The sequence below is a fragment of the Nocardia yamanashiensis NBRC 100130 genome (genome assembly GCF_001613325.1).
In the GTDB taxonomy this organism is placed as follows: domain Bacteria; phylum Actinomycetota; class Actinomycetes; order Mycobacteriales; family Mycobacteriaceae; genus Nocardia; species Nocardia yamanashiensis.
On sequence record NZ_BDCD01000002.1, the window covers coordinates 426254 to 452672 of the forward strand.

Genomic DNA, 26419 nt, shown 5'->3' on the forward strand with positions numbered 1-26419 from the left:
ATGAACACATCATCACTCGGGCGGCGTCCGCGCGGCTCGATGCGCGCCCTGACCGGGCGCACCAGCGCCGAGCCGGCAACCGGCGGCGCAGGAACGGTCATATCCGTCGATGGCATCGACCTGCACGTCCGAACGGACGGCCCGGTCGAGGGACCCGCACTCCTGATGCTGCACGGCTTCGGTGCCTCCACGGCATGGTTCGACCAGCTCGTTGCCCGCCTGCCGGAATGCCGGACCATCCGGGTCGACCTGCTCGGGCACGGCGGATCGGCACGACCCACGACCGGCTACGACCCCGACAGCCAAGGTCGGCTCTATGCGCGTCTGCTCGGCGCGTTGAACCTGAACGAGGTCACGGTTGTCGGCCACTCGATGGGCAGCCTCTTCGGCGTGGCCACCGCCGAGCACAGCACCCGCATCACACGGCTCGTGCTGATCGGTGAAGGGCCCGATACGAGCACCGGAACACTGCCGCCGGGAGAGTGGATGATTCACATCCCGTGGATCGGCCCGATCCTGCAACACCATGGTCCGGCGTTCGTGACCAACCGCGTGGTGCGGCGAGCATTCGCGCCAGGCTTCGACATGGCCACGGCATTCACCGACCCCCGTCAGGGCCTCGACGATGCCCGCAGCCTGAACCACCCCGCTTTCACCCAATCCATCAAGCGGCGCCAGGCCTGGACCGGACGGCTCGGGTTGGACGCACGGCTGGACCATCTCGCACTGCCGGCGCTGGTCGTCTTCGGCCGAGAGGACCGCTTCTACAACGTGGATGCCGCACTGACGCGCTACCGGGCAGTCCCCACGATCACGACCGCGGTCCTCGAGCACGTCGGGCACACGCCGATGATCGAGGCACCCGACCACGTCGCTGATCTGATCCGCGAGTTCCTTCCCGCCGGCGACAAGGCTGCCGGAACCCCATCCTGAACCCTTCGATCCGACGAAACCGACCGGCGTGCGGCGGCGGGTTCGAACTGGTCCTGGCCTGCGACCTCGTGGTGGACTCCAGTCGGGCTGGCTTCAGCTTCCCCGAGGTCCAGCGCGGCATAATCGCCACCTGCGGAGCGCTGTTCCGCAGCTACCCGGGGAACGCACTCATCTGCCGGATGGCGCGCGGTTCGGAACGGCCACACCTCGGCCCCGAATCCGCCGGAATTGGCAATGGATTTGGCAACCGGACACGGCGGAATCCAGTGGGCCGGGTGAGAGTCCCGGTGTATCGCCGGATGGTCGACAGGCCGGAAATGGTGGGATGCGGTGGGAATTCCAGTGCCATTTTGCGTGCCATTTTGCGGCCCGAATGGTGGGAAGCCAAGGGTTTGGGCTGGACATGATGGGCAACGTTGGGATCGCGAAATCGCAGGTCAGAATAGGAGAACCCCCAAAGTGGCCAGGTCAGCGCATGATCTTGGGGGTTCTACGAAATGATGAAGAAAGACTGACCCGACCGGGCGTTCTTCCGGGAAGGCAGGGTTTCGGCGCGGCGCGACCGGGCATTCGAAGTCGTGTCAGTTCCACTGCGTAGTACCGATGGCGCGCCGCTCGCCTGCATCACCCTGGCCCTCGGATGGGACCCCGCGCCGGATTCGGTTGCGCCGGCGGTGGACCCGGTCGAGGCGGTGGAGAACCGTACCGACGTCAACCTGGCCGCGCTGTTCTTCAGTGGCGGGCAGTTGGTCGATGTGGTCTTCTACGACAATTTGACGTCCGGGGACGGCTCGGTGCGCCATACCGGTGACAATCTCACCGGGGAGGGGCGCGGGGACAACGAGATGATCGTGGCCGATCTGACGCTGATCGATCCGGCGGTGACGGCGGTGTTCGTCGTCGTAACCTCTTACACCGCAACGCCGTTCACCGAAATCGCCAATGCCTACTGCCGGGTGACGGACGCGGAGTCGATGGCCGAGCTGGGTCGGTTCACCCTCACCGGCGGACCGCATACCGCGGTCGTGCTGGGCAGGCTCGACCGGACGCCGGAAGGCTGGAGCTTCGTCGGTATCGGGGCCGGTATCGCGGCCACCCATGTCACCGAGTCCATTCCGTATTTGACGCCTTATCTGCCTTGAGGCGATCGGTTCTCCTGCGGTACCCGCTCGTGCATGGTGAGCAGCAGGTGGTCGAAGGCCGCGACGGTGTTGGGTGGCGCGGGAGGCAGGGACGGTAGTTCGGCGATCAATTGCTCGGCGAGGGTGCGCAATTTCACGTTGGTCTCCTGTGAACGCCAGGTGAGGACCTTGAACGCCTGGTCGGCATTGATGCGGTACATGCGCATCAGCACGCCCTTCGCCTGTTCGATGACGGACCGCGACCGCACCAGTTCGGGCAGGCGCTGGTCGACGGTGGTGCGTTCGGCGTCCGCGAGCGTGCCGGACAGGTCGATGTAGAAGCCCGCAGTGCCGACGGCGCCGCCGGCGGGGTCCAGGATCCGGTCGGCGACCACCATCGCCTGATGCGCGCCGCCCTCGGTGTCGATGAACCGGTGGCGGCTGGAGAACGGCTCGCCGTGATCGATCGAGCGGGCGATGGCCTCGGCCACGTGTTCGCGATCGTCCGGATGCTTGTGCGAGAGCAGCAGTTCCGTGGTCGGTTCGACCTCGCCGGGCACGTACCCGTGCATGCGGTACACCTCCGGCGACCACTCCCAGCGCCTGGTCGCGAACCAGAAACGGAAGCTTCCGGTCGCGGGGTCGCTCGCCGCCGCGGCCGCGCCATCGAGTTCCGGCGTGGGCGCGGTGCGGTCGTCGGCGGTCGGGAGTTCACGTGAGGAAGCGTTCATATCCGTTGTCGATGTCGTCGGGCTGTCAAGGAATGTGGGCTCGGATAGTATCAAAATCTATGCCATCAGGCATAGATAATTTCTAGTAGCCGTCGAAAAAGAGCACAAGACGGATGACAAGGTAATCTATGAGCCTGGAAGTGAGGAGAATGATGGTTTCTGACCGGCACGACCATCTACCCGGTCCAGCGCACGCCGTGTACGCCATCTCGGTGGCCGCGGAGCTGGCCGGTATCGGAGTGCAGACCCTGCGTCTGTACGAACAGCACGGACTCATCACCCCGGTGCGGAGTTCCGGCGGTACCCGCCGCTACAGCGGCCACGATCTGGCCCGCCTGCGACGGATCAGCGAACTGGCCGAACAGGGCGTCAACCTGGCGGCCATCGGCCGCATCCTCGAGCTCGAGGACGACAATGCCGCACTGCGCGAGAGCAATAGCGAATTACACGATGCGAACACTGCGCTCGAAGGCACGAATTCGGCACTGCTGGAAGCCAATACCGCGCTGACGGCCGAGCGGGACGAACTGCGCGGCGGCCCGCGATCCTGACGGGTTTTCGCGCTCGTCGCCGCGCCGGAAGCGGGAGTAGGGTGCCGGTATGACCGCGCCCAGAGAGATACCGGATCCGTGGGCGAGCCACCGAGTCGCCCCGCACTGGATTCCGGCGCGCGGATTGAGCAACGGATTGCGCGCGCACGCCTGGGGCGTGCTCGCCGATCTGCACGAATCCCAGGTGTACCGGGTGCTTTTCGCGCTCACCGACGCCGGGATCGCGGGTCAGGTGCTGCCGGAGCGGGCCACGATCATCGAGGCCGGTGACCCGGAGATCGTCTGGCGGCTGCGGGTCGATCTTTCGCGCTACCGCGCGGCCGAGGACCGCCTGATGGAGTTGCTGCGCTACAGCCGCCCACGCCGCGCATCACAGCCGCCCCGGGGAGCCCGCCGCCGGCGGCGGGTACCGTTGGTTCGGAGATCTCACGATTGACAAGGGCACGGGCCTGTTTCGAGGACGTTGAAACGGGCATGTGTCGTAGTGATCGAAAAGACCGCACACCAGCGTGTGGAGGAGAGACATGTCCGATCGAAAGGGCTATACGACAGACGACGCCGGGATTCCGGTGCCCAGTGACGAACATTCGCTGACCGTCGGTCCCGATGGGCCGATTCTGTTGCACGACGCGTATCTGATCGAGAAGATGGCGCAGTTCAACCGGGAACGGGTCCCGGAGCGGCAACCGCACGCCAAGGGCGGCGGGGCGTTCGGGATTTTCGAGGTGACCCGGGACGTGAGCGCTTACACCCGTGCCGATGTGTTCCAGCCGGGAAAGCGGACCGAGGTGCTGGCCAGGTTCTCGACGGTGGCGGGGGAGCGCGGCAGCCCGGACACCTGGCGCGATCCGCGCGGGTTCGCCCTGAAGTTCTACACCGAGCAGGGCAATTTCGATATGGTCGGCAACAACACGCCGGTGTTCTTCGTGCGGGATCCGATGAAGTTCCAGGACTTCATCCGATCGCAGAAACGGCGCGCGGACAACAACTTACGCGACCACGATATGCAGTGGGACTTCTGGACGCTGTCGCCGGAATCGGCGCATCAGGTCACCTGGCTGATGGGGGACCGCGGCATTCCGCGCACCTGGCGGCATATGAACGGGTACTCCAGCCACACCTACCTCTGGTACAACGCCGCGGGCGAGCGTTTCTGGGTGAAATACCATTTCAAGACCGATCAGGGCATCGAGTTCTTCACCCAGGACGAGGGCGACCAGATGGCCGCCATGGACACCGACTATCACACGCGAGATCTGTTCGAGCACATCGCCGCCGGTGAATTCCCGAGCTGGACCCTGCACATGCAGATCATGCCGTTCGACGAGGCCAAGACCTACCGCTTCAACCCGTTCGACCTGACCAAGGTGTGGCCGCACGGCGACTATCCGCTCATCGAGGTGGGACGCCTGACCCTGAACCGCAACCCCACCGACTACCACACCGAGATCGAACAGGCGGCGTTCGAACCCAGCAATGCGGTGCCGGGCACCGGTCCCAGCCCCGACAAGATGCTGCTGGGCCGCTGGTTCTCCTATCCGGACGCGCACCGCCATCGCATCGGCGCGAATTACAAACTCCTACCGGTCAATTCGCCCCATGCCGCGCCCGTGCATTCGTATTCCAAAGACGGCCAGATGCGCTATACGAACATCTCCGACCCCGTCTACGTGCCCAATTCCAAGGGCGGCCCGCACGCCGACCCCGAGGTCTCCGGGCCGGTGATCGGCTGGCACACCGACGGCGAAATGGTGCGCACCGCGTACACGATGCGCCCCGATGACGACGATTGGGGCCAGGCCCGCACCATGGTCCGCGACGTCCTCGACGATGCCGCCCGCGCCCGCCTGGTGGACAATATCGTCGGCCATCTGCTCAATGGCGTCAGTCCGCCCGTGCTGGCCCGCGCCTTCGAATACTGGCGCAATGTCGACAAGGAACTCGGCGACCGGATCGAATCCGGTGTGCAGGCCAAGCAGAGCGCCCTGGATCCCAAGGCCGCTCAGCAATCCAATCCCGCGCGCTCGTCGGCACAGCACAAGGCGTAACCCGTTCACCCGCAACCGGAATGGAGCGCTCGCACTCGCGAGCGCTCCATTTCGCGGGAACTCAGCAGATTTCCGCGGGAACTCAGAAGCCGACCAGCCCGGACGCCAGATCCGGAACCTGCAGCACATCGAGCAGCGCCGCACGCACCTCGGGACACATGGCCGTGGTGATCTGATCCACCACCGATCGATTCCGCGCGACCGCGAGATTGACGCCGTTATTGCGCAGCGCCCAATTCTCGACCGTGGCGTTCAAAGCGACCTTGCCCGCCGTCGGCCCCTGCATACGCCAGTCGCCGACATCCGGCGCGAGCATGTCGCACAGATGCTGCGCGGATTCCGCGGTCACCGTCGGCCCTTCCGGGCTCTCGATCGGCGGCGGATCACCGGGCGCCGAGGTCCCGGTGCTGTCGGCGCAGCCCGCGGCGACGGCGGCCGCGGCGGCGAGGACGAGGAAATACGTGGCGGATCGAATTCGCGGGCTGGACATCGTTGTCTCCCTTGCATTACGGGGCCGCTAACGTTCGGACAGCTCCTCGGTGATGGCATCGACGAAGTCGGGCAGATCGCCCGGATTGCGGGAAGTGATCAGCGACCACCCGTCCGAGCTGTCCCGCACCACCGATTCGTCGGCCCAGGCTGCGCCGGCATTGACGATGTCGGTGCGCAGGGACGGGTAGGAGGTGAGCGTTCTGCCCGCGACGACCGCGGTCTCGACGAGCAGCCAGGGCCCGTGACAGATGGCGGCGATCGGATTCCCGGCGCTGGTCACGGCGTGCACCGGTTCGCCTTTCACGGCGGCGTGCCGCACCTGGGCCCCGTGTTCGCGCAGCCGGTCCCGGGGCACGATCAATTCGTCGCGCTCCACGCCGGTGTTCGAGGTGACGATCACCACCCGCTTGCCGGCCAGTAGTCCGGGCATGGCTCCTCCTCCTGATCATGGATCACTCGTGCTGTGCGGATGCCCGGTGTGCGGCGCGCGAAACCGCACGTGGCGGCGCTGCCGGTGCTGACCGGGCGATTGTTAGCCGCGCCGATCGGTGGCTACTCGGTCAGCAGAAATGGTTTTTGTGCGGGCGGCAGGAGGGCAGTGGGATGCGGACGACGGTGCGAGGCGGCGCGGTGGAGATGGTGGTCGCGGCGGACGCGGAGATGTTGCCGGTATTGCGGTCGATGGTCGAGATGGCCTTGCTGACCGCGGATTTCACGCTGCCGGAGGTGATCGACGTGCGGGTCGCGGTGGACGAGGTGGCCACCGCCCTGCTGGTGTCGGCGGCCGCGGACGCGGACGTGACGTGCGCGCTCCGCTATGACGAATTCCGGGTCGAAGTGCGCATGTCGGCGCTGACCCGGACCCGGGGCGTGCTGTGGGGCGACGGTTTGAGCCGGGTGCTGCTGGAATCGCTGACCGATGAGCTGGAATTCGGGGAGGATGGGCGCGTCGGGGACCGGCGCGGCCACGGTACGGTCGTACGCTTTGGCCGCAACCGAATCCGTCACGGGGGATGATGGTGACTCGGGTTCGATCGAGGGAGTGAGTGTTGACCGAGAGTGGATTTTCGCGGCTGCTGACGGTATCGCGCGATAACGCGGGCGATACCGTCGTGGTGTCGGCGGCCGGCGAGATCGACATCACCTCGGTGGGCGAATTGCGCGCCGCGCTCGCGGATGTGGTCGCGGCGGCCGAGATTCCGGTGATCGATCTGTCCGCGGTGCATTTCATGGGATCGGTGGGGCTGAGCGTGCTGCTGGAGCTGGTGGAGAAGGTGAGCCCGGCGCGGCTGCGGGTGGTGGTGTCGCCGGAGGTGCGCCGGCCCATCGAGATCACCGAATTGGACAAGGTGGTGCTGCTGTTCGACGCGCTCGAACCGGCGCTGCGGCACCGGTGAGGCGCCCCGGGTGCGAAAGCCGGCGAAACCCATCCGGAAACAGGCTGCTGGACTAGGCTTTTCGCAACCCGCTCACCAGCGCGGGGAGTGATTCGCGTCCGCTGGGGCGCGGCCCGTAGAGTCGTTTACGGTCAGGTGTTGACCAACCAGCACCTCACCGCCCGCCACAGGCTCGGTCGACCGCGCCGGCGGGTTGGGTCCAGCTCGGCCCGGACCGGGGTCCGGCGTGCCGAGGGGTCGGAGTGAGGTGCCATGTCTGATGCGGCGACGCCGAGTCGTCCCGTAACGCAGCACGCCGGATCGCCTGCGGACCAGGTCGAGCTGCGAAAACTGCTGGCCGGTCTCACGGCCGTGCGCGACGGCGATTTCGGCACCCGGCTGCCGGCCGACGCGGACGGTTTGCTCGGCGAGATCGCCACCGTCTTCAACGGCATGGTCGACCAGCTGTCGCTGTTCACCTCCGAGGTCACCCGGGTGGCCCGCGAGGTCGGTTCCGAGGGCCAGCTCGGCGGGCAGGCCGAGGTGCCGGGCGTCGGCGGCGTCTGGCGCGATCTCACCGATTCGGTGAACTTCATGGCCGGCAATCTGACCGCGCAGGTCCGCAATATCGCCCAGGTGACCACGGCGGTCGCGCGCGGCGATCTGAGCCAGAAGATCACCGTCACCGCCCGCGGCGAGATCCAGGAGCTCAAGAACACCATCAATACGATGGTCGATCAGCTGTCCTCGTTCGCCGACGAAGTGACGCGTGTTTCCCGCGAGGTCGGCACCGAGGGCATCCTCGGCGGGCAGGCCGACGTGAAGGGCGTCTCGGGCACCTGGCGCGATCTCACCGACTCGGTGAACTTCATGGCGGGCAACCTCACCGCGCAGGTGCGCTCGATCGCGCAGGTCGCGACCGCGGTCGCGCGCGGCGATTTGACCCAGAAGATCAATGTCAATGCGCGCGGGGAGATCCTCGAGCTCAAGAACACCATCAATACGATGGTCGATCAGCTGTCGTCCTTCGCCGATGAAGTGACGCGCGTTTCCCGCGAGGTCGGCACCGAGGGCCGGCTCGGCGGGCAGGCCGACGTGAAGGGCGTCTCGGGCACCTGGAAGGACCTCACCGAATCGGTGAACGTCATGGCCGACAATCTCACCGCGCAGGTGCGATCGATCGCCCAGGTCACCACCGCGGTCGCCGACGGCGATCTGACCCAGAAGATCCGGGTCGATGCCCGCGGCGAGATTCTCGAGCTGAAGGAGACCATCAATACGATGGTCGATCAGCTGTCCTCCTTCGCCGACGAGGTCACCCGCGTGGCCCGTGAGGTCGGCACCGAAGGCAATCTGGGCGGGCAGGCGACCGTGCGCGGGGCGTCGGGCACCTGGAAGGACTTGACCGACAACGTCAATGTGATGGCCTTCAACCTGACCAACCAGGTGCGCTCGATCGCGCAGGTCGCCACCGCGGTGGCGCGCGGCGATCTCGGCCAGAAGATCACCGTGGAGGCCAAGGGCGAGGTCGCGGCGCTGGCCGGGGTGATCAATACGATGGTCGACACCCTCTCCGCCTTCGCCGACGAGGTCACCCGCGTGGCCCGCGAGGTCGGCACCGAGGGCATGCTGGGCGGTCAGGCGCGGGTGCCGAATGTGGCCGGCACCTGGAAGGACTTGACCGACAACGTCAATTCGATGGCCAACAACCTGACCAATCAGGTGCGCAATATCGCGCAGGTGACCACGGCGGTGGCGCAGGGCGATCTGACCAGCAAGATCGACGTGGATGCGCGCGGGGAGATCCTCGAGCTCAAGACCACCATCAACACCATGGTCGATCAGCTGTCGGCGTTCGCCGCGGAGGTCACCCGCGTGGCCCGCGAGGTCGGCTCCGAGGGCCGGCTGGGCGGTCAGGCCGAGGTCGAAGGCGTGTCGGGCACGTGGAAACGCTTGACCGAGAACGTGAACGAGCTGGCGGGCAACCTGACCCGGCAGGTGCGCGCCATCGCCGAGGTGACCAGTGCCGTCGCCGAGGGCGATCTGACGCGGTCGATCACCGTGGAGGCCTCCGGTGAGGTGGCCGACCTGAAGGACAACATCAATTCGATGGTGGAATCGCTGCGCGAGACCACCAAGGCGAATCAGGATCAGGACTGGCTCAAGACGAATCTGGCGCGGGTGTCGGGGCTCATGCAGGGGCCGCGCGATCTGCGGGTGGTCGCGGAACTGATCATGGATGAGCTGGTGCCGCTGGTGTCGGCCCAGTTCGGCGCGTTCTATCTGGCCGACGACACCGTCGATCCGCCGGAGCTGCGGCTGCTCGGGTCCTACGGCAGTCCCGAAAAGCCGGGCAGCGCACCGAGTTTCACCTTCGGGCAGTCGCTGGTGGGACAGGCCGCGCGCAGCCGCCGCACCATCGCCGTGGACGAGGTGCCCGGCGACTACGTCACCATCTCCTCGGGGCTGGGCCGGACCGCGCCGGTGAATCTGCTGGTGCTGCCGATCGTGGTGGAGGATCAGGTGCTCGGCGTCATCGAACTGGCGTCGCTGCACCGGTTCACGCGTATTCACCGCGACTTCCTGGATCAGTTGATGGAGACCGTCGGCGTCAACGTCAACACCATCGTCGCCAATGCGCGCACCGATGAACTGCTGGTCGAATCGCAGCGTCTCACCTCCGAATTGCAGGCCCGCTCACAGGAATTGCAGGTGCGGCAGGAGGAGTTGCAGAGCTCCAATGCCGAAATGGAGGAGAAGGCCGCGCTGCTGGCCCGCCAGAACCGCGATATCGAGGCCAAGAACCTCGAAATCGAGCAGGCGCGACAGGAATTGGAGACGCGCGCGCAGGAGCTGTCGCTGGCTTCGAAGTACAAGTCGGAGTTCCTGGCGAACATGAGCCACGAACTGCGCACGCCGCTCAACAGCTTGCTGATCCTGGCGCAGCTGCTGGCGCAGAATCCGAGCCGGAATCTGACCGCCAAGCAGGTCGAGTACGCCGGGATCATCCATTCGGCGGGTTCGGATCTGCTGCAGCTGATCAACGACATTCTGGATCTGTCGAAGGTCGAAGCGGGCAAGATGGATATCGCGCCGGAACGGGTGCCGTTGCGGCGCCTGCTGGACTATGTGGAGGCGACCTTCCGGCCGCTGACCACTCAGAAGAATCTCGGCTTCCGCATCGTGACCACGGCGGGGCTGCCGCCGGATCTGCTCACCGACGATTCGCGGCTGCGGCAGGTGCTGCGGAATCTGCTGTCGAACGCGGTCAAATTCACCGAATCCGGTTCGGTGGAACTGCGGATCGGTCCGGCGGACAGTCAGGAACTGCCGCCCGCCGCGCGGCGGCACGGTCCCGCCGTGGCCTTCCGGGTGGTCGACACCGGTATCGGCATCGCCGAGCATCAGCTCGATTCGATTTTCGGCGCTTTCCAGCAGGCGGACGGGACGACCAGCCGCAAGTACGGCGGCACCGGGCTCGGGTTGTCGATCAGCCGGGAGATCGCGTATCTGCTCGGGGGCGCGATCACCGCGGAGAGCACGATCGATCAGGGCAGTACCTTCACGCTGTATCTGCCCGTCGCGCGTCCGGATTTCGTGGAGATTCCGCACGCCGAACGCGAGACCGCGCCGGCGGCGGACGCCGCGCCGGACGGCGATTCACCTGCGCCGCAACAACAACGCCGGTTGCTGGTGGTGGAGGACCGTCCGCAGGGGCTGCTGTCGCTGGTCGCCCAGAGCGCGGTCGCAGACCTGGCCGATCGCGACGATCCCCGGGGTCCCGTGCAACTCGTCAGCGCGGTCGGGGTGCAGGAGGCCGCGGCGGCCCTGGAGGCCGAAGCCTTCCACTGCGTGGTGCTGGCGCTCGACATGCCCGGCGATCATGCCCTGCGTTTTCTCGACATCTTGGACGCCGATCCGGCGTGCGGCGGCATCCCGGTGCTGGCGCACATCCGGCGCCTCGGCGGCGAACACGAGCGGTTGCTGCAGGAGCGCACCGTGCGCCGTCCGCTGGAATTGCTGTCGAGCCTGGATGAATTGCGCGAGCGAATCGCCTTGCACGTCACGGCCGAAGCGCCCGGCGACGTTTTGCCCCTGGTGCGCGCCGAGCAAGCCGAAGCGCCCGCGCCGCAGCAGCCGGCCGGTGAATTGGCCGGGCGCACCGTGCTGATCGTCGATGACGACGCCCGGAATCTGTTCGCGCTCAGCAGCATTCTGGAATTGCACGGCATCGGCGTGGTGCACGCGGAGAACGGCCGCGAGGGCATCGACAAACTGGTCGCTCACCCCGAAGTGGATCTGGTGCTGATGGACGTCATGATGCCCGAAATGGACGGCTACACCGCGACCGCCACCATCCGCGACATCCCGCGCTACGCGCATCTGCCGATCATCGCCGTCACCGCCAAAGCCATGCCCGGCGACCGCGACAAGAGCCTGGCCTCCGGCGCCAACGACTACGTCACCAAACCGGTCGACGCCGACGTCCTCCTCGGCTGCATCCAACACTGGCTGAGCGTGTGATGGCCGATACCCCGCAGGACAGCGCCCACGATCCAGCGGACCACCGCCCCCCGCCCGACCTCACCCGGCTCGCCGCCACCGTCGACCGCCTCCGCACCGAAATCGCCCGCCTGCACGCCACCGCCGACACCCGAGCCCTCCTCGAACTAGCCAAAGGCGTCCTCATAGAACGCCTGCACTGCGGCCCCGCCGAAGCCACCCGCCAACTCGCCCTCCTCTCCGAACGAGCCGGCATAACCCCTCTCGAACTCGCAGCCGACCTCATCGGCCACACCGCCCGAGACCGCCTGTCCGACACCGACATCGACGCCGCCGAAGCAGCGGGTGACACCGCAGCGGTCCACGCCGCAGCGGCAGCGGTGGGCGACGCCGCAACAGTCGACGTGGCCGCCGCTGACGCAGCCGAGGTGGCTGTGGATGAGGTCGCTGCCGGTGCTGTTGCCGAAGTCGACAGCGCCCCAGTCGAAGCCCGTGTCTCGAGTGAGGGTGTGGCTGCGGTCGACGGTGGTACGGCGGCAGTTGTTGACGGACCGGGGGCGGATTCATCGCGTCGGGTTGCGAGCGTAGTTCGGTTGCGTGCCGCCGAGAGTGGGGTACTGGCGGCTGGGAATGGTCGGCGGGTTGCCGAATCGGTTCTCTCGCATGCGGCTGGGCCGTTGGGTGCGACGGCTGTAGTCATCTGGTCTGCCGGGTTCGACGGATCGTTGTCGTTGTGCGGGTATGCGGGTGTCGGCAGGGCTGAAGCTGTGCGGTGGCGCTATCTGCCGCCGGGGGTGGCGGCGTCTGCTGGAAAGGTTCTCTCGCAACGGGATTCGATGTTCGTTGCCGATGTCGGTGGGGCGGGGCTGCTGCCGATCGCGGGTCGGTCCGGTAGCCGGTTCGTGGCGCCTATTCGGGTGGGCGGCAAGCTGCTGGGCGTACTCGAGGTGTGCTGGGGGCGGGCGATCGCGCTGCCGGAGTTGCGGGTGCGGCGGCAGTTGGAGGCGCTGGCGGAGCTTTGCGCGCATACGCTGGACGCGGAGCTGACCGCGCCGCAGCGGGATGAGGTGGAGCTGGGCGGGCTGGTGCGGCTGGCGGAGGATCTTTTCGATCCGGTGCTGGTGCTGTTGCCGATCCTCGACGGGGACGGCGGGGTCGCCGATTTCCGGATTCACCACGCCAACAAGTCTTTTGCCGATCCGGCGGGGCGTTCGCGGCAGCTGATCGTGGGTTCGTCCCTGCTCGAGATGTATCCGATGTCGGCCGGGCCGGGGCGGCTGTTCGAGCGGATGGAAGAGGTCTTCGCCACCGGGGCGAGCTATCGGGCCGATGCGGCGGGGCTGACCGAGTTGATCGGCCGGTCGCAATTGCCGGTGCCCGCCGCATTGAGTATGAGCCGGCACGGGGATGCCGTGCTGCTGGTCTGCCGGGTGCAGGACGAATCGACGCGATCGGCCGAATTGCTGCGGCAGGCACAGCATCTGGGCGGGGTCGGCGGCTTCGAGGAGAACGCCGCCACCGGCGAGATCACCTGGAGCAACCAGCTTTTCGGCGTCTTCGGGCTGGCGGCGAACGCCGACCCGATACCGCTAGCCTTGCTGCCGATGCACGTCCACGAAACGGATGCGCAAGCGGCGCAACGGTTTCTGCGAACCATCCTGCGCTATCGGCGTCCGGCCACCGCCGCACTCCGGCTGCTGCGGCCCGACGGCGCGATCCGGCACGTCCGGGTGGTGGCCGAACCCGTGCTCGATCCGGCGGGAAATCTCCTCGCCATTCGCGGCGCCTACCAGGACGCCTCGGCGCAGCACTGGACCGAGATGGCATTGTCCGCGACCCGGGATCGCCTCTCGCACACCGAGGAACACGCCGCCGAGCAGAGCCGGCTCGCCCGCCGATTGCAAGAGGCGATCATGCCGCCCGCGCAGCCCGCCATCGAAGCGCGGGAATTGCGGGTGGCGGCACGCTACCGCCCCGCCGAGCAGGACCACCTGGTCGGCGGCGACTGGTACGACGTACTCGTGCTGCCCTCACGCCAGGTCTTCGTCTCGGTCGGCGACATCGCGGGCCACGGCATCTCCGCCGCCACCGGAATGGTGCTGTTACGCAACGCGTTACGCGGCCTGGCCGTCACCGGCGCCGGCCCGGGCCGCATGCTCGCCTGGCTGAATCTGGTGGCCCGCCACCCGGCCGACACCATCTTCGCGACCGCCGTGTGCGGCCTCTACGACCCGGAAACCCGGATCCTGCGCTGGGCGCGCGCCGGCCACCTGCCGCCGGTCCTCGTCCGTGCCGGTGCGGCCTCGGCCCTCCCCGCCCTGGGCGGCATGATCCTGGGCGCGATGACCGAAACCCCCTATGTCGAAGGCGATATCCAACTCGAGCCCGGCGACGTCCTCCTGCTGTACACCGATGGCCTGATCGAGCGCCGCGACCGCCGCCTCGACGACTGCGTCCGGCGACTGCTGACCGAGTCGGCCAAGTTCACCGGCACCCTGGACGACCGCCTCGATTCCCTGCTGGACAGCGGTGGCGCCGACACCGATGACGATATGTGCGTAGTGGGCATCCAGGTCGGCGGGGATACAGAGTAACCCTCCGCCCGCCCCGGCCGCCGTAACGGCCGGAACTGCGGATGCCGGGGCGCCCCGGACCAGCCGGGACGCCGCGCCCAACACTTCAGCTCACCTCCGTGCGGCTACCACTCGCCATTGAGCGGGGCGTCGCCGTTGACGCTGCCACTGGAAGGGCTTGTGTCCTGGCAGTACCCCGCAGAGATCGGACAAACCGGAGTAGATCCGCTCAGATCAGCAGGTCGTCCGGAACAACGCCGATCGACGGGCCGGCAGCGATTCACGCAGGCCGAGCAAGGTGGCGGCCGCCAGCTGCCAGTAGTCCAGCACTAGCCGGTTCCGGGTGGCTGGAGCAGGCGGCTGACGAGCTCGCGGCGGCTGCGAACGCCGACCTTGTCGAAGACGGCTTTGAGGTGGTCCTGGACCGTGTACGCCGTGATGTGCAAGGTGTCGGAGATGGCTCGGGTCGAGTTGCCGCGCAACACCAGCCGGGCCACCTCCACCTCGCGCGGGCTCAATCCGTGCGCGGACAGCAGCAGGGGGACGGTGGTCGCGGCTTCGGCGGGTCTGACGATGACGCTGATGCGCTGTTCACCGGGTGATCCCTGGAGGCGGGAGGCGTGCACGGTGAGCCATCCGCCCTCGATGGTGCGCACGCGGCTGGTCGGCAGGGTGTGCCGCAATGCGGTGCCCTGTTCGATCGCCCGCAGCGCCATGGCCACGCTGTAAACGGCCACCGGCAGCGGAAGCGCGGGGAGTGGCTCGCCTCGACCAGTGAAAGCAGTTGTGCCGCTTCCGGAGTCACCGCCACGACGTCGAGATCGTCCGCGAGCAGGATTACGCCCGGTTCGCCGCCGCCGCTCGCCGGGGAACCGTGCAGGAGCACGGCTTGGCGCAGGGCGTGCGCGAGGTGCGGTCCGATGCCGGCGATCAGCGCGGTCTCGGCGTCGCTGAATCCGAGCGGATGGTCTTCGCGGTGCAGGCACAGATAACCCCAGCATTGCGAGCCCGCGACCAGCGCCGCCCGCAGTTCGTCCCCCAGTCCCAGCGGCCGCATGATCTCGCGATACCGCTCGCTGGAGAGCCGGTCGGCGTGCGTCACGCCGTCCAGCGAGGCGACATGCTCCCCCGAAACCGCCAGTGCCGCAGACCGGTTCACGTCTTCGCCGCCGAACTCGTTGTCGAGGAACAGCGACGTCGCCGCGCCCAGCGGCTCCTCCGCGTACGCACCGGTGAACAATAGGGTTTCCGGGTCGGCGGTGGCGAAGAAGGCGGCGTCCACCGGCAGGATCCGCCGCATCGAGCGCAGCAGCACCGGTTGCAGCTCGGCCACATCCAGTCCGCCATGGCAATGGCGGATCAGGTCCGACCTATGACAACCAACGACACCACCCGGAACAAGCATCTCGTCGAGTCCTTCATCCAGGACCTGTTCACCAAAGGCGACCTCACCGCCGTCGACCGCTACCTGGCCCCCGATTTCGTCAATCACGACGCCCCGTTCCCCGGAGCCCCCGCCGGCCGCGAAGGTCTGCGCCTGGCCGCCGCGATGTTCCGTGAAGCCCTCCCCGACTGGCACAGCGATATCGACCACCTGATCGCCGAATCCGACCTCGTGGTGGAACGCTTCACCGCCGCCGGCACCCACCGCGGCGAGCTCATGGGCGTCCCCGCCACCGGAAAGACGATCGTGCTCACCGGCATTCAGATCTTCCGAATCGACGGCGACCGCATAGCCGAACGCTGGGGCCGGCTCGACGAAACCGGCCTGCTCCGCCAGCTGGGCCTCATTCCCGGGTAATTGGACGATTCCCGGCCATCTGCGCAATGATGAGCAAAGGACTGGCTTTCTCCGCTGGTCAGCGTTTTACGCAACGCTGAGTTCAGGAACGGGAAGGATCGACCATGAGGCGCACACACCGCGGCATTCTCGCCATAACCCCCGCGGCCCTGCTCGCGGCGACCGCCCTCGCCGCCCCACCGGCCCACGCGGACACCCCGACGCTGCAACTCGGCTTCCACAACGGCTACTGCTCGACCACCGAACTCAGCGTCCCCGCCGACACCCCCTTCAACGTCGACATCGACACCAGCTTCCAATTCACCGACCAATCCGAATTCCGAATCCCCTCCCTCGGAATCCGAATCATCCTCCCCAGCGCCTACTTCAACCCCCACGCCCGCGCCGAAGTAGCCCCCCAGCCTCGCGGCTCGATCCCCTTCGAACTCATGACCCCCACCGTATCCGGCAGCGCCGGCAAGGGCTGCTGGGGAACCATCACCGTCTGGTGAGCGCCTCAGCCGACGTGGACGGTCAACGCTCCGCCCCACCACGCGCAGCCGAGGCTATCGCTGAGCTCCGTGGTGAATGACTTGTCCCGAATCCGGGATTCGATCTCACCGGACACGTTCGTGGTCGGGGTGACCGCGATGTTCAACCGCCCGAGTGCGTTGCCGGCGGGCGTCTTTCCCGGCGCGACACACGCTGCGGTCACCGTGAGCTGATCGTGCGGCAGCCCCGCTATGGCCGGGGCGGCCGGGATCGGCACCACCACGAGTTCGGTACCGGCGGCGTTCGACCCATCCCGGGTGCCCAAATAGATCTCCGCCTGCGCCAGTGTCATGCCGTACAGGTCGTAGATCTGCGCGTCCCGGGTCGGTTGCGGGGCAGCGGTTTCGCCAGCACGCGAAGACTCGCGGCCGATCGAGTAGATCATGGCCGCCGTGAACACAGCCGCCAGTACTATCGCGCCGACGACCAGCGGGCGCGTACGTCGTTTCCCCGGCTCCGTCGGGGTCTCGACGGCGGCTGCCAGGTTCGGATCATGTTCCATCACAACGACTCCGGTCTTCCGAGTGGGGTCGGCAGCGGTGCGTAGTACACGCCGCGCAGGGGTTGCTCCTTCACCTTCTTGCAGCCGAAGATCGAGCAGCTGTAGAGCTCCCAGCGGCCGGTCCAATTCAGCTGTTGGTAGGCCTGATAGAACTTCAATACCTGGCCCGCCGGGGGTGCGGGGTAGTCGCCGCAGTTCACGCGGCCGGTGGTGGTGAGTTGCCGGGATTCCGAGGTCGATGTCGACCGGGTGTAACTGCCGTTGATCTCGCCGCCGAGTTCGACGGGACCGGCCTCGCCGCCGGCGCTGCCCTTGCCGCCGACCGTCCACGAATTCTGGGTCATATTGACCGACTGATTGGACCATGCGACATCGAAGCCCGAACCGCCGACATACCCGTTCACGCCCTCTTTCGGGATGCACTGGCCCAGCAGCGGCCGGTCGCCGGGCGGAATCACCTGGCCCTTGTTGTCGACGGTGTCGATGACCCAGTGGTTGACGTAGCGGTCCGAACCCGTCCAGCGGTCGCCTGCCGACGGGACCGGACCGACGTCGCCGGGGAGGATATAGCCGGTCGCGGAATCCCGTTCGCAGGATGCGCAGCCATTGGCCCCGGGGCCTTCGCCATCCGGTGGCGCGTCCGGCTCGATGGCCTTCTCTTCGCGTACCGGGCGCACCGGTACCGGGCGCGCTGCCGGAATGGTGGTGCCGGAGGGCGAGGGCTGCGGCAGTTCCGATGTGTCTGGAACGCTGGGAGGGGTCGGCTCGGGCGATGGCTCGATCGGCGCCACCGCCGCATTCGTTGACGGGGCCGCGATTTCGGGCCCCGGGACGATGTCCGTGCCATTGCCCTGCGGCAATCGCCCGGGCGCGTTACCGGCCTGCCCTTGGACCCCGCCGCCAGGCGCCTGTGTCGGCATCAGCCCCGGCGCGGTCGGTGGCGGCGTGGTGGTTGTCGAGGGCTGGGTGCCCGGGTCGACGCAAACGTACGGTACCGGCGGTGCGGGCGGCGGGCCCGGATTTCCGGGATTGCTTGCGCGCCAAGTCGACTCCCACGCCGAGTTGTAGGCGGCGGTCTCCCGGCGGCAGCGCTGTTCGGGAGTCTCTTGCCCGGCCGCCTGCCCGGCGAACACGGTGATCGCCGTGACCGCGAGTACCGCCGCCGATGTCGCCGCGGCAGTCCACCGGCCCGGCCGGGTTTCCTGGAGTTGCGCCCTTCGCATACCCGCTCCCACCTCAGATGGTGGTGGGGTCGGAGTAGACGGTCACCGTGGTATCGGCGATATGCGTCGAGATGGAGAACTGCGCGTATACCCGTACCGTGACCGGCCCCAGGCAATTGTCCACATGCACTTGGATTCCGGTCAGATCCGATGCGCCGACAGCTCCTTCGAGCGCCCGCTCACCGAGCGGGATCGTGGTGATCGTCCCCGGCTTGATCGTTGACTGGACCTGCGGCGAAACGGTAGCCGTCCCACCCAGATTCACCGAGGGCAACTGCGAGATCGTCACCGAAGCGTTCGGCCCCACCGTTCCCGACGAGCCGGTCTGCAAGCCGCTGGAAACGTCCGTATTGCAACCCAACTGCAGTCCCGACCGCAACACGCCGGATTTGACCCCGTTCGAACCCTGTCCGGTCACCGTGCCGATTGCGGTGGCGTCGACGAAAGCCTCCCGCGACCATGGTGATCGAGCCAGATTCGGCACCGGATTCACTACGACGTTCGCCAGTGCGGCTTCGGCATTCCATCCATCGAGCGTGCTCCTGCTGATCGAATGATCGGGGCTGCGCACGGGCTCGGCTCTTGCCGCACCTGCTACCACCGATACGGCAGTCAGCAAACTTGCCGGAAAAACCATGGAACTGATCTTCAAAGTTGATCCACCCCAACAGAACATCGAAACAATCGAACCTCTGGTGGGTTCAGAAGATCAAACTGCGAGTGTGATAGCAAATGTTTGGCAAACATTGTGGCTGGGAACACAGCGGCGATATCGCGTCGGGTGGGAGGCGTCGTGTAGCGGTCCGAGGTAGGTGTTCGGGCAGTCGGGGTGGTGGGGTCGTAGAATCCGGCCGGAACACAGATACTTTCGCTCCGCTCGCTCTGCCGGTGATCGACTACTGCATGGTGCTGAATCAGGAGGGTTCTGTTTTGCTGCGTGAACGGGTCCGGGAACTGGTGGACGCGAATCGGTTTCAGAGGTTCATCATCGTGGTGATTCTGGTGAATGCGGTTTCGCTCGGTGCTGAGACGTCGGATTCGCTGATGTCGGTTGCGGGCGGGGTGATTTCGTTCGTGGACGCGGCGGCGCTGGTGATCTTCGTGGTGGAGATGGTGCTGAAGCTGTACGCGTATCGGCTGGACTACTTCCGTGATCCGTGGAACTGCTTCGATTTCGCGGTGATCGGGGTGGCGCTGTTGCCGGCGTCGGGTGGGCTGTCGGTGCTGCGGGCGTTCCGGATTCTGCGGGTGCTGCGGTTGGTGTCGGCTACGCCGAGTATGCGGCGGGTGGTGACGAACCTGCTCGCGGCGCTGCCCGGTATGGGTTCGATCCTCGGGTTGCTCGCCCTGGTGGTGTACGTGGCGGCGGTGATGGCGACCAAACTGTTCGGCGATGTCACCCCCGAATACTTCGGCAGCCTCAGCACTTCCATGTGGACCCTCTTCCAGGTCATGACCGGCGAAGCCTGGCCGGATATCGCCCGCACGGTCATGGACGCCGAACCGTACGCCTGGATCTTCTTCCTCGGCTACATCCTGGTCTCCACCTTCGTCGTCCTGAACCTGTTCCTCGCCGTCATGGTCGGCGCCGCGGAAGACGTGCGCGAGGACGAGCATCGCGAACAGCACGAGCGCGGAGCCGCCACCGAAACCGCCTCCAACGCAGCGATTCTCGCCGAACTGGCGGCCCTGCGCGCCGAAGTCCACGCGCTGCGCCCGGCCCGGGAACTGGTCACGGCCGGCAGCCCGCGCACCGCGCTCCGCCGCACCGCATCCACCCGCCCCCACCTCGGCCGCCAACTCGACGACGCCGAAATAGCCGAAGCCGTCCTCCTCTACCGCGGCGGCCAGCCCATCGCCGATATCGCCGACCGCCTCGGCGCGACCCCGACCGCCGTCCGCTCGGGCCTGCAACGCCACGGCATCCGCCGCCACTGAACCCGGCCGCACTGAAATGAAACGAGTTTCCTTCGAATTAACACTAACTGGACGATCGACCAGGTACCTTGGTGCCGAAATCAGCACTATGCAGGTCGGGGTTCACCGTGGCAGACAGTTCGGCATCGCTTCGTGGTCGTATCGGCGGGTTGCTTCGGAAGGCCCCGGCGTCCAGGGCCGCGCGGGTGTTCGTGGTGCTGGTGCTGGTGGTGCCCACGCTGGTTTCGGCCGTGTACATGTGGATCATGTGGGATCCGGAGTTGTACCTGAAGCGGATTCCGGTGGCGGTGGCCAGTGATGATCTCGGGGCGATCTCCGAGGGCAAGGCGCAGAACATGGGGGCCGAGATTCTGGACAGTCTGGTGTCCGGTGGGGATCTGCAGTTCCATCGGGTCAGCAGCGCGGAGGCGGTGCGGGGGCTGCGGGAGAGCCGGTACGCGTTTTCGGTGGTGATTCCGGCGGACTTCACCCGGAATGTGCTCAGCGTGACCGATCCGGTGCCGCAGCGGGCTCGGATCGCGGTGTGGTACAACGACTTCAACGGGACATTGGGCCCGGCGGTGGCCAACAGCGTGGTGACCGAGGCGCAGGGGAAGATCGCGGCCACTATCGGCAAGGGGTTCGCGGGGCAGATCCTGGTGGGGGTGAACAGTCTGGGTTCGGGGCTGGGGGAGGCGTCGCAGGGCGCGAATCAGCTGGCGGAGGGGACCGCGCAGCTGGCCGACGGGGCCCGGCAGTTGTCCGCCGGGCTCGACGAGGCCGCTACGGGCGGGGTGCAGCTCGCGGCCGGAGCGGGGGAATTGCGCACCGGTGCAGCACAACTCGCCGATGGCGGGCGCGAGCTGGTGACTGGCACCGATCAACTCGGTGCGGGGGCGACGCAGATCCGGGACGGTGTCGATCAGATCCTGACGCCGCTGCTGGAAGCCCTGGAACCCGCGGGAAAGCTCACGGGGCAGCTCGATCCGCTGCTGGAACAGCTCGCGAAGAACTCCGATCCGGCCGTCGCCGAGGCCGTCACCCAGTTGCGGAGCCTCGTCGATCAGATGGGCACCACCGACCCGAACTCACTGGTCGGCCAGCTCACCCAATTGCGCGACGGCACCAAGGAACTGGCGCGCCAGCTCACCGATCCCCGAGCCGACTACCGCGCCGGCATCCTGGCGCTGGCCGACGGCGCGAACCAATTGCGCGACGGCACAGTCGAACTCGGTACCGGCGCGACCGAGCTGTCCGCCGGCCTGACCCAGCTCGCCGCCGGCGGTCACGAACTGCGCGACGGCGTCACCCAGCTCGACGACGGCGCCGCCCAGCTCGGCACCGGGCTGCGTGACGGTTCCGCCGCCGCACCGCATATCGCCGACACCGAGGCCTCCGCCGACGTCATCGCCCAGCCCATCATCATGGACATCCGCAATCAGCAACCCAGCCAGGTGGTCCGCGACGGCGACCGCAGCCATAAGGAGATCTCCCGTGGCGCGGGACCCCTGCTGGTCGTGATGGGCACCTTCCTGGCCGCCATCGTGCTCTGGATGTTGTTGCGCCCCATGCGCGGTACCGCCACCGACCGCTCGCCCTGGCCGCGCGCAGCCACCCCGATCCTGCGCGCCACGGCGATCGGAACCGGCGCGGTGGCCGTCGTGGCCGCCTGCGCCGCCGCCTACGGCAGCTACCTCGGCTGGTCTCCGCGGCAATGGCCGGCAATGGCCCTGGTCATCGCCTTGATCGCCGTGGTGGCGGCCGTGACCGCCCAGCTGTTCGTGGTCCTGTTCGGCCGGGTGGCCGGCTCCGTCGCCGCCTTCGCCTTCTACATGTTCCAGGTCTTCGCCTTCGGCGGCGTCTTCCCGGCCGGCACCACCCCGATGTTGTTCCGCCCCTTCGAGAACATCGCCCCGATGACCTACGCTCGCCGCGCCGTCATCCGCGCCGATCTGGCCCTCTACGACACCATGTTCTGGACCTCGATCGCCGTGCTGGTGGTCATGCTCGCGGCCGCCCTCGCGCTCATGGCCGGCGTCCGCTACCTGCGCGACACCGACCTGCCCCGCGACTCCGCCCCCGTCTCACTCGGCGTCGGGTAAACCCGCCCGCGCGGCCCAGAACCGCGCGGTATCGGACAGGATCGCGGCCGAGGCATCGGCGTCCACCAGCGTCGAGGCCTGGCCGATCGCCAGCCCGATACCGGTGCTCAGAATGGCGGTGACCGCCTGCTCGACCCGCCGCGTGGCGTCGGCGTCCCGCACCTCGAGCTGTTCCAGCAGCAGCGTGCTCGCCGCGGAATTGATGAAAGTCAGTGTCCCGAGCACGGTCCCGAACTGCTCCGGATGCCGGCGCGCGACCAGCATGAACTCCGCCACCAGCAAAGTCAGTTCGGTGTTCGAGCCCAGCGCCCGCCACCACGCGTCCAGCACATCCAGATTCGCGCCCAGCGCCTTGTCCGAGGCCAGCACGCTCGCCGTGAGTTCGGCGAACGCCCGGCCGTAGAAGCGCTCCAGTACCGCCTGGCACAGCGCTTCCTTGCTGGGGAAGTTCGCGTAGATCGAACCGACCGTGCGCCCCGCCGCGGCCGCGATCTCGGCCACCTTGGTGGCGTGTAACCCCTTGGCCAGGAATAATTCCTCGGCCGTATCCAGAATCAGCGCGCGCGTGCGCGCCTGCGACTCCCCGCGGGTCGGTGTCTTGCGCGGGGGCATGCACCACCCCTTCCTCACCGACCCGATACCGACCGACCTCATCCTACGATGCGCGAGATCACCGCCCGGCAGCACGATTACGTATCTGTCTCAGACAGCTATTGTATTCGGCCCGCATACCGGATAGCGTCATTATCCGAACGGCCCGCTGCCGCGAATTCACTGGCGGGCAGCGGTTCTCGATGAGGAGGACGCCCCATGGCGGACGATCTGACAGCGGCGGAACCCGATCACGAGGTGGTGGTGATCGGCGCCGGACCGGGCGGTATCGCCGCCGGCGTGAAATTGAGACGAGCGGGGATCGACGACTTCGTGATCCTGGACCGCTCCGATGCCCCGGGCGGCACCTGGCAGCACTACGTGTATCCCGGCATCAGCGTGGATACGCCGGTGTTGTTCTACCAGTTCACTTTCGCGCCGAATCCGGACTGGACCAGGCTGTTCCCCTCCGGGGCGGAACTACAGGCGTATCACCTCGGGATCGCCGCCGAGCACGGCCTAGGGCCGCATTTCCGGGTGAACACCGAGGTGCTGCGGGAAGTCTGGGACGATGACGCGCACTACTGGCGGCTGCACCTGGCCGACGGCCGGGAGTTGACCGCGCGCTTCGTGATCAGCGGGGTCGGCCCGTTCATCACCCCGAAGGACGCACCCTTCCCGGGCCTGGATTCCTATCGCGGAATCGTGCAGCGGCCCGGACGCTGGAATCCGCGGCTCGAGCATCGCGGCCTGCGGGTCGGAATCGTCGGAACCGGGGCCAGCGCGGTGCAGATCATCGCCGCCATCGCACCGGAAGTGCGCTCGCTGACGGTTTTCCAGCGCACCCCGCCCTGGTGCCTGCCGCGCCCCAATCCGCGCCTGGCCCCCATCCGCCCGCTGCTGCGCATACCCGGACTGGTGCCCGCGCTGCGCCGCACGGTGTTGTCGGTGGTGGACGCCGCCTCCGAACTGGCGGTGCGCGCGGAGGTTTCGGAAGCCGGGTACGAGCGGGCGACCGGCGCTTTCGATGCCGCCTGCCGGAAGCTGTACCGCGGCTATCTGTTCACCCGGGTGCGCGACAAGCGGAACCGGGACGCGCTCATGCCCGCCTACGGTCCGCTGGTCAAGCGCCCCACCGCCAACAGCCGTTTCCTGCCCACGTTCAATCGCGACAATGTCGAGCTGGTGACCGAATCGGTGGATCACTTCACCGAGACCGGCATCGTCACCGGGTCGGGTGTCGCGCACGAATTCGACATGGTGGTCATGGCGACCGGGCACGACATGTATTCGGAGCCTTTGGATTACAAGCTGGGGCAGATCGTCGGCCGCGACGGTTTCGATCTCGCCGGCTTCTGGCGCGAGCGCGGCATGCAGGCGTTCGATTCCGTTTCGGTGCCGCGGGTGCCCAACCGGTTCATGCTGTCCGGACCGTATTCCTGGTACGCGGTGGACTGGCACGAGATCGTCGAGCGCGGCGCCGATCACGCCGTGCACGCCATCAGCCTGTGCCGGGAGCGGGGGATGACCGCCATGGAGGTGCGGCAGGACGTGCACGACGCCTTCCATGCCGAGCAGTACCGGGCGGTGCGGCGCCTGTTCTCGCCGTACTTCGCGCGATCGGCGGCGAACGCGAAAACCAATACCTACTACCGCAATTCGCAGGGCGAGTTCCCGTTCCCGATGGTCGGCGGCGTGTTCGCGGCCGAGCGGCGCGCCCGCGACTTCCCACCCGGCGTCTACCGGTATCGCAAGATCGCCGCGCCCGTGCCCGCGCTCGTCGAAGCCGCGAGCTGACCGGAAAACCACAGGAACACAGAGGAATTCGCATGACTACAGCATTCCGGCCGGATTTCGAGGTCGCGGTGATCGGCGCGGGACCGGGCGGCATCGCCGCCGGGGTGAAACTGCGCAAGGCCGGCATCGAGGATTTCGTCATCATCGAACGCGCCCAGGACGTGGGCGGGTCCTGGCAGGAGAACCACTATCCGGGCATCGCGGTCGATGTACCGGCCCTGGCCTATCAGTTCTCCTTCGCCCGGAATCCCAAGTGGAGCAGGTTCTTTCCGTACGGCGCGGAGGTCCGCGAGTATCACGCCGCGGTGGCGCGCCGCTTCCGGCTGTACCCGCACCTGCGCTTCGGCACCACCGTGGTGCGGGAGGAATGGGACGAGGGCAACCACCGCTGGAACCTCGAGACCGACAGCGGGGAGATCATTACCGCGCGCTTCCTGATCAGCGCGATCGGCGCGTTCGTGCGGCCCAAGAAGTTCGCGGGCATTCCGGGCGCGAGCAAGTTCAAGGGCAAGGTGCAGCAGTCCACCGATTGGGACGGCGACTACGACCTCACCGGCAAGCGGGTGGCGGTCATCGGCACCGGGGCCAGTTCGGTGCAGATCGTGCCCGCCATCGCACCGCAGGTGGCCGAGCTGGCGGTGTTCCAGCGCACCCCCGTCTGGTCCGCGCCCAAACCCGATGTCGCGGTTCCGCCCGCGCTGCAACGGATCTTCGCGATTCCGGGCGTGGTCGCGGCGGGGCACGGCGCGGTGCTGGTCGTGGTCGACGCGCTGTTGCGGGCGGGCACGTCCATGCCCATGGGCGTGGTCAAGCCGGCCCTGCGCGCCTTCGACCGGGCCGCCATCGCGGGCTATCGGCGCTACCTGCACCTGGTGGTGAAGGACAAGGACACCGCCGATCGATTGAGCCCGGACTACGGGCCGATCGCCAAGCGCCCCACCATGTCCAACTACGTGTTCGCCTTCAACCGCGACAATGTCCGCCTGGTCACCGAACCCATCGCCACCGTCACCGCGCGCGGCATCAAGACCACCGACGGGGTGGAGCACAAATTCGACATGATCGTCTTCGCCACCGGTTTCGAGGTGTTCTCCGATCCGGAGACCTACCGCCCCGGCACCGTGGTGGGCCGCGACGGCTTCGATCTCGGCAAGTTCTACGCCGAGCACGGCCTCCAGTCGTATCAGAGCGTCTCGCTGCCCGGGCTGCCGAACCGGTGGACCCTGGTCGGACCGTATTCGTGGACCGGCAGCGGCTGGCACGCGTTCGTGGAGATGACGGCCGACCATGCGGTGCGGGCCATTTCCGAAGCGCGGCGGCGCGGCGCGACCTCGGTGGAAGTGCGCAAGGAGGTGGCCGACGCCTATCACCGCCGGATCCACCGCAAGGCCGAGGCCCTCCGCTTCTACCTGGCCGACCTCAACGCACACGTCCCGACCTACTACCGCAACTCCCAGGGCGACACCACCTACATCCGCCCTTCGGGCTTCTTCGAAGCCCGGCGCGGCAACCGGCGTTTCCCACTCGACGACTACCGCTACGCGGCCCTGCCCGGCCGGGTCCGCGGTACCGCCGGCTAGGTGGAAACAGCTGTGACCGCATCACCGCCTGCAGGCGAATCACGAAA

23 protein-coding genes and 2 pseudogenes are annotated in these 26419 nt (G+C 67.3%); 16 read left to right on the forward strand and 9 right to left on the reverse strand.

The window, feature by feature from the left end:
- From NY1_RS02045 to NY1_RS02050, 3 genes and pseudogenes are all read left to right on the forward strand, one after another.
- The gene (locus NY1_RS02045; protein ID WP_233434176.1) at positions 1–933 is read left to right on the forward strand and encodes an alpha/beta fold hydrolase; all 933 of its coding nucleotides are present in this window, start codon (positions 1–3) and stop codon (positions 931–933) included.
- Positions 934–956: 23 nt separating this feature from the next.
- Positions 957–1085, forward strand: a pseudogene (locus tag NY1_RS44360) (enoyl-CoA hydratase-related protein); the annotation flags it as partial.
- A 426-nt stretch (positions 1086–1511) separates the two neighbouring features.
- On the forward strand, positions 1512–2075 hold the full coding sequence (locus NY1_RS02050; RefSeq protein WP_067707217.1) for a TerD family protein: 564 nt from the start codon (positions 1512–1514) through the stop codon (positions 2073–2075).
- On the opposite strand, the gene NY1_RS02055 is transcribed toward NY1_RS02050, so the two are convergent.
- Positions 2063–2785 carry a PAS and ANTAR domain-containing protein gene (locus NY1_RS02055; protein ID WP_067707219.1) on the reverse strand — a complete coding sequence of 241 codons (723 nt, stop codon included), beginning with the start codon at positions 2783–2785 and terminating at the stop codon, positions 2063–2065. The genes NY1_RS02050 and NY1_RS02055 overlap by 13 nt on opposite strands.
- 152 nt (positions 2786–2937) lie before the next feature.
- On the opposite strand from NY1_RS02055, the gene NY1_RS02060 reads away from it, so the two are divergent.
- The 3 genes from NY1_RS02060 (at position 2938) to NY1_RS02070 (ending at position 5384) form a co-directional block, all read left to right on the forward strand.
- Positions 2938–3336, forward strand: a complete 399-nt coding sequence (locus NY1_RS02060; RefSeq protein WP_067707864.1) for a MerR family transcriptional regulator — start codon at positions 2938–2940, stop codon at positions 3334–3336.
- Positions 3337–3385: 49 nt separating this feature from the next.
- Positions 3386–3772 carry a hypothetical protein gene (locus tag NY1_RS02065; RefSeq protein ID WP_067707222.1) on the forward strand — a complete coding sequence of 129 codons (387 nt, stop codon included), beginning with the start codon at positions 3386–3388 and terminating at the stop codon, positions 3770–3772.
- An 88-nt stretch (positions 3773–3860) separates the two neighbouring features.
- On the forward strand, positions 3861–5384 hold the full coding sequence (locus tag NY1_RS02070; RefSeq protein WP_067707225.1) for a catalase: 1524 nt from the start codon (positions 3861–3863) through the stop codon (positions 5382–5384).
- Positions 5385–5466: 82 nt separating this feature from the next.
- Here NY1_RS02070 and NY1_RS02075 read toward each other — a convergent pair whose 3' ends face one another.
- Positions 5467–5874, reverse strand: a complete 408-nt coding sequence (locus tag NY1_RS02075) for a hypothetical protein (RefSeq protein WP_067707228.1) — start codon at positions 5872–5874, stop codon at positions 5467–5469.
- A gap of 27 nt (positions 5875–5901) precedes the next feature.
- Complete coding sequence (locus NY1_RS02080; protein ID WP_067707232.1) at positions 5902–6306, reverse strand: DJ-1/PfpI family protein; 405 nt, start codon at positions 6304–6306, stop codon at positions 5902–5904.
- Positions 6307–6479: 173 nt separating this feature from the next.
- Between NY1_RS02080 and NY1_RS02085 the strand changes: the two genes are divergently transcribed.
- From NY1_RS02085 to NY1_RS02105, 4 genes are all read left to right on the forward strand, one after another.
- On the forward strand, positions 6480–6893 hold the full coding sequence (locus NY1_RS02085) for a hypothetical protein (protein WP_067707233.1): 414 nt from the start codon (positions 6480–6482) through the stop codon (positions 6891–6893).
- Positions 6894–6925: 32 nt separating this feature from the next.
- Entirely contained in the window at positions 6926–7273 is a 348-nt protein-coding gene (locus tag NY1_RS02090) for an STAS domain-containing protein (protein WP_084534601.1), read from the forward strand.
- Between the two features lie 252 nt (positions 7274–7525).
- Positions 7526–11776 carry a HAMP domain-containing hybrid sensor histidine kinase/response regulator gene (locus NY1_RS02095; RefSeq protein WP_067707236.1) on the forward strand — a complete coding sequence of 1417 codons (4251 nt, stop codon included), beginning with the start codon at positions 7526–7528 and terminating at the stop codon, positions 11774–11776.
- A complete protein-coding gene (locus NY1_RS02105) occupies positions 11776–14349 on the forward strand; it encodes a SpoIIE family protein phosphatase (protein WP_084534543.1) in 2574 nt (857 codons plus the stop codon). The genes NY1_RS02095 and NY1_RS02105 overlap by 1 nt, the downstream gene beginning before the upstream one ends.
- Positions 14350–14657: 308 nt before the next feature.
- Here NY1_RS02105 and NY1_RS44365 read toward each other — a convergent pair whose 3' ends face one another.
- Together NY1_RS44365 and NY1_RS45355 are read right to left on the reverse strand one after the other, a co-directional pair.
- Complete coding sequence (locus NY1_RS44365; RefSeq protein WP_233434164.1) at positions 14658–15044, reverse strand: helix-turn-helix transcriptional regulator; 387 nt, start codon at positions 15042–15044, stop codon at positions 14658–14660.
- Positions 15045–15283: 239 nt separating this feature from the next.
- Positions 15284–15733, reverse strand: a pseudogene (locus NY1_RS45355) (LuxR C-terminal-related transcriptional regulator); the annotation flags it as partial.
- Between NY1_RS45355 and NY1_RS02115 the strand changes: the two are divergent.
- Complete coding sequence (locus tag NY1_RS02115; RefSeq protein WP_067707246.1) at positions 15701–16129, forward strand: ester cyclase; 429 nt, start codon at positions 15701–15703, stop codon at positions 16127–16129. The pseudogene NY1_RS45355 and the gene NY1_RS02115 sit on opposite strands and share 33 nt — an antisense overlap.
- Positions 16130–16233: 104 nt before the next feature.
- A complete protein-coding gene (locus NY1_RS02120) occupies positions 16234–16620 on the forward strand; it encodes a cupredoxin domain-containing protein (RefSeq protein ID WP_067707248.1) in 387 nt (128 codons plus the stop codon).
- 5 nt (positions 16621–16625) lie between these two features.
- Here the strand turns inward: NY1_RS02120 and NY1_RS02125 are convergent, their stop codons facing one another.
- From NY1_RS02125 to NY1_RS02135, 3 genes are read right to left on the reverse strand one after another with little or no spacing between them, the layout of a single operon-like run.
- The gene (locus NY1_RS02125) at positions 16626–17162 is read right to left on the reverse strand and encodes a hypothetical protein (protein ID WP_067707251.1); all 537 of its coding nucleotides are present in this window, start codon (positions 17160–17162) and stop codon (positions 16626–16628) included.
- The gene (locus tag NY1_RS02130) at positions 17162–18385 is read right to left on the reverse strand and encodes a hypothetical protein (RefSeq protein WP_157575187.1); all 1224 of its coding nucleotides are present in this window, start codon (positions 18383–18385) and stop codon (positions 17162–17164) included. The genes NY1_RS02125 and NY1_RS02130 overlap by 1 nt, the downstream gene beginning before the upstream one ends.
- 13 nt (positions 18386–18398) lie before the next feature.
- Entirely contained in the window at positions 18399–19061 is a 663-nt protein-coding gene (locus NY1_RS02135; RefSeq protein ID WP_067707256.1) for an MspA family porin, read from the reverse strand.
- A gap of 227 nt (positions 19062–19288) precedes the next feature.
- On the opposite strand from NY1_RS02135, the gene NY1_RS02140 reads away from it, so the two are divergent.
- Together NY1_RS02140 and NY1_RS02145 are read left to right on the forward strand one after the other, a co-directional pair.
- Positions 19289–20323, forward strand: a complete 1035-nt coding sequence (locus NY1_RS02140) for an ion transporter (RefSeq protein ID WP_157575262.1) — start codon at positions 19289–19291, stop codon at positions 20321–20323.
- Positions 20324–20472: 149 nt separating this feature from the next.
- Entirely contained in the window at positions 20473–22404 is a 1932-nt protein-coding gene (locus NY1_RS02145) for a YhgE/Pip domain-containing protein (RefSeq protein ID WP_157575189.1), read from the forward strand.
- Here NY1_RS02145 and NY1_RS02150 read toward each other — a convergent pair.
- On the reverse strand, positions 22387–23016 hold the full coding sequence (locus NY1_RS02150; RefSeq protein WP_067707264.1) for a TetR/AcrR family transcriptional regulator: 630 nt from the start codon (positions 23014–23016) through the stop codon (positions 22387–22389). The two genes, NY1_RS02145 and NY1_RS02150, sit on opposite strands and share 18 nt — an antisense overlap.
- A 198-nt stretch (positions 23017–23214) precedes the next feature.
- Between NY1_RS02150 and NY1_RS02155 the strand changes: the two genes are divergently transcribed.
- Positions 23215–24792 (forward strand): flavin-containing monooxygenase, encoded by a 1578-nt coding sequence (locus NY1_RS02155; protein WP_084534545.1) that lies wholly within the window; start codon positions 23215–23217, stop codon positions 24790–24792.
- 32 nt (positions 24793–24824) lie between these two features.
- Positions 24825–26372 (forward strand): flavin-containing monooxygenase, encoded by a 1548-nt coding sequence (locus NY1_RS02160; protein WP_067707266.1) that lies wholly within the window; start codon positions 24825–24827, stop codon positions 26370–26372.
- The last annotated feature ends 47 nt before the right edge of the window (positions 26373–26419 follow it).

Coding starts and splice junctions, on each gene's coding strand:
- NY1_RS02095 (WP_067707236.1), top strand. CDS start 7,526: ATGTCTGATGCGGCGACGCCGAGTCGTCCCGTAACGCAGCACGCCGGA.
- NY1_RS02070 (WP_067707225.1), top strand. CDS start 3,861: ATGTCCGATCGAAAGGGCTATACGACAGACGACGCCGGGATTCCGGTG.
- NY1_RS02080 (WP_067707232.1), bottom strand. CDS start 6,306: ATGCCCGGACTACTGGCCGGCAAGCGGGTGGTGATCGTCACCTCGAAC.
- NY1_RS02065 (WP_067707222.1), top strand. CDS start 3,386: ATGACCGCGCCCAGAGAGATACCGGATCCGTGGGCGAGCCACCGAGTC.
- NY1_RS02055 (WP_067707219.1), bottom strand. CDS start 2,785: ATGAACGCTTCCTCACGTGAACTCCCGACCGCCGACGACCGCACCGCG.
- NY1_RS02130 (WP_157575187.1), bottom strand. CDS start 18,385: ATGCGAAGGGCGCAACTCCAGGAAACCCGGCCGGGCCGGTGGACTGCC.
- NY1_RS02140 (WP_157575262.1), top strand. CDS start 19,289: ATGGTGCTGAATCAGGAGGGTTCTGTTTTGCTGCGTGAACGGGTCCGG.
- NY1_RS02045 (WP_233434176.1), top strand. CDS start 1: ATGAACACATCATCACTCGGGCGGCGTCCGCGCGGCTCGATGCGCGCC.
- NY1_RS02115 (WP_067707246.1), top strand. CDS start 15,701: ATGACAACCAACGACACCACCCGGAACAAGCATCTCGTCGAGTCCTTC.
- NY1_RS02155 (WP_084534545.1), top strand. CDS start 23,215: ATGGCGGACGATCTGACAGCGGCGGAACCCGATCACGAGGTGGTGGTG.
- NY1_RS02060 (WP_067707864.1), top strand. CDS start 2,938: ATGGTTTCTGACCGGCACGACCATCTACCCGGTCCAGCGCACGCCGTG.
- NY1_RS02120 (WP_067707248.1), top strand. CDS start 16,234: ATGAGGCGCACACACCGCGGCATTCTCGCCATAACCCCCGCGGCCCTG.
- NY1_RS02105 (WP_084534543.1), top strand. CDS start 11,776: ATGGCCGATACCCCGCAGGACAGCGCCCACGATCCAGCGGACCACCGC.
- NY1_RS02125 (WP_067707251.1), bottom strand. CDS start 17,162: ATGGAACATGATCCGAACCTGGCAGCCGCCGTCGAGACCCCGACGGAG.
- NY1_RS02085 (WP_067707233.1), top strand. CDS start 6,480: ATGCGGACGACGGTGCGAGGCGGCGCGGTGGAGATGGTGGTCGCGGCG.
- NY1_RS44365 (WP_233434164.1), bottom strand. CDS start 15,044: ATGGCGCTGCGGGCGATCGAACAGGGCACCGCATTGCGGCACACCCTG.
- NY1_RS02135 (WP_067707256.1), bottom strand. CDS start 19,061: ATGTTCTGTTGGGGTGGATCAACTTTGAAGATCAGTTCCATGGTTTTT.
- NY1_RS02150 (WP_067707264.1), bottom strand. CDS start 23,016: ATGCCCCCGCGCAAGACACCGACCCGCGGGGAGTCGCAGGCGCGCACG.
- NY1_RS02160 (WP_067707266.1), top strand. CDS start 24,825: ATGACTACAGCATTCCGGCCGGATTTCGAGGTCGCGGTGATCGGCGCG.
- NY1_RS02075 (WP_067707228.1), bottom strand. CDS start 5,874: ATGTCCAGCCCGCGAATTCGATCCGCCACGTATTTCCTCGTCCTCGCC.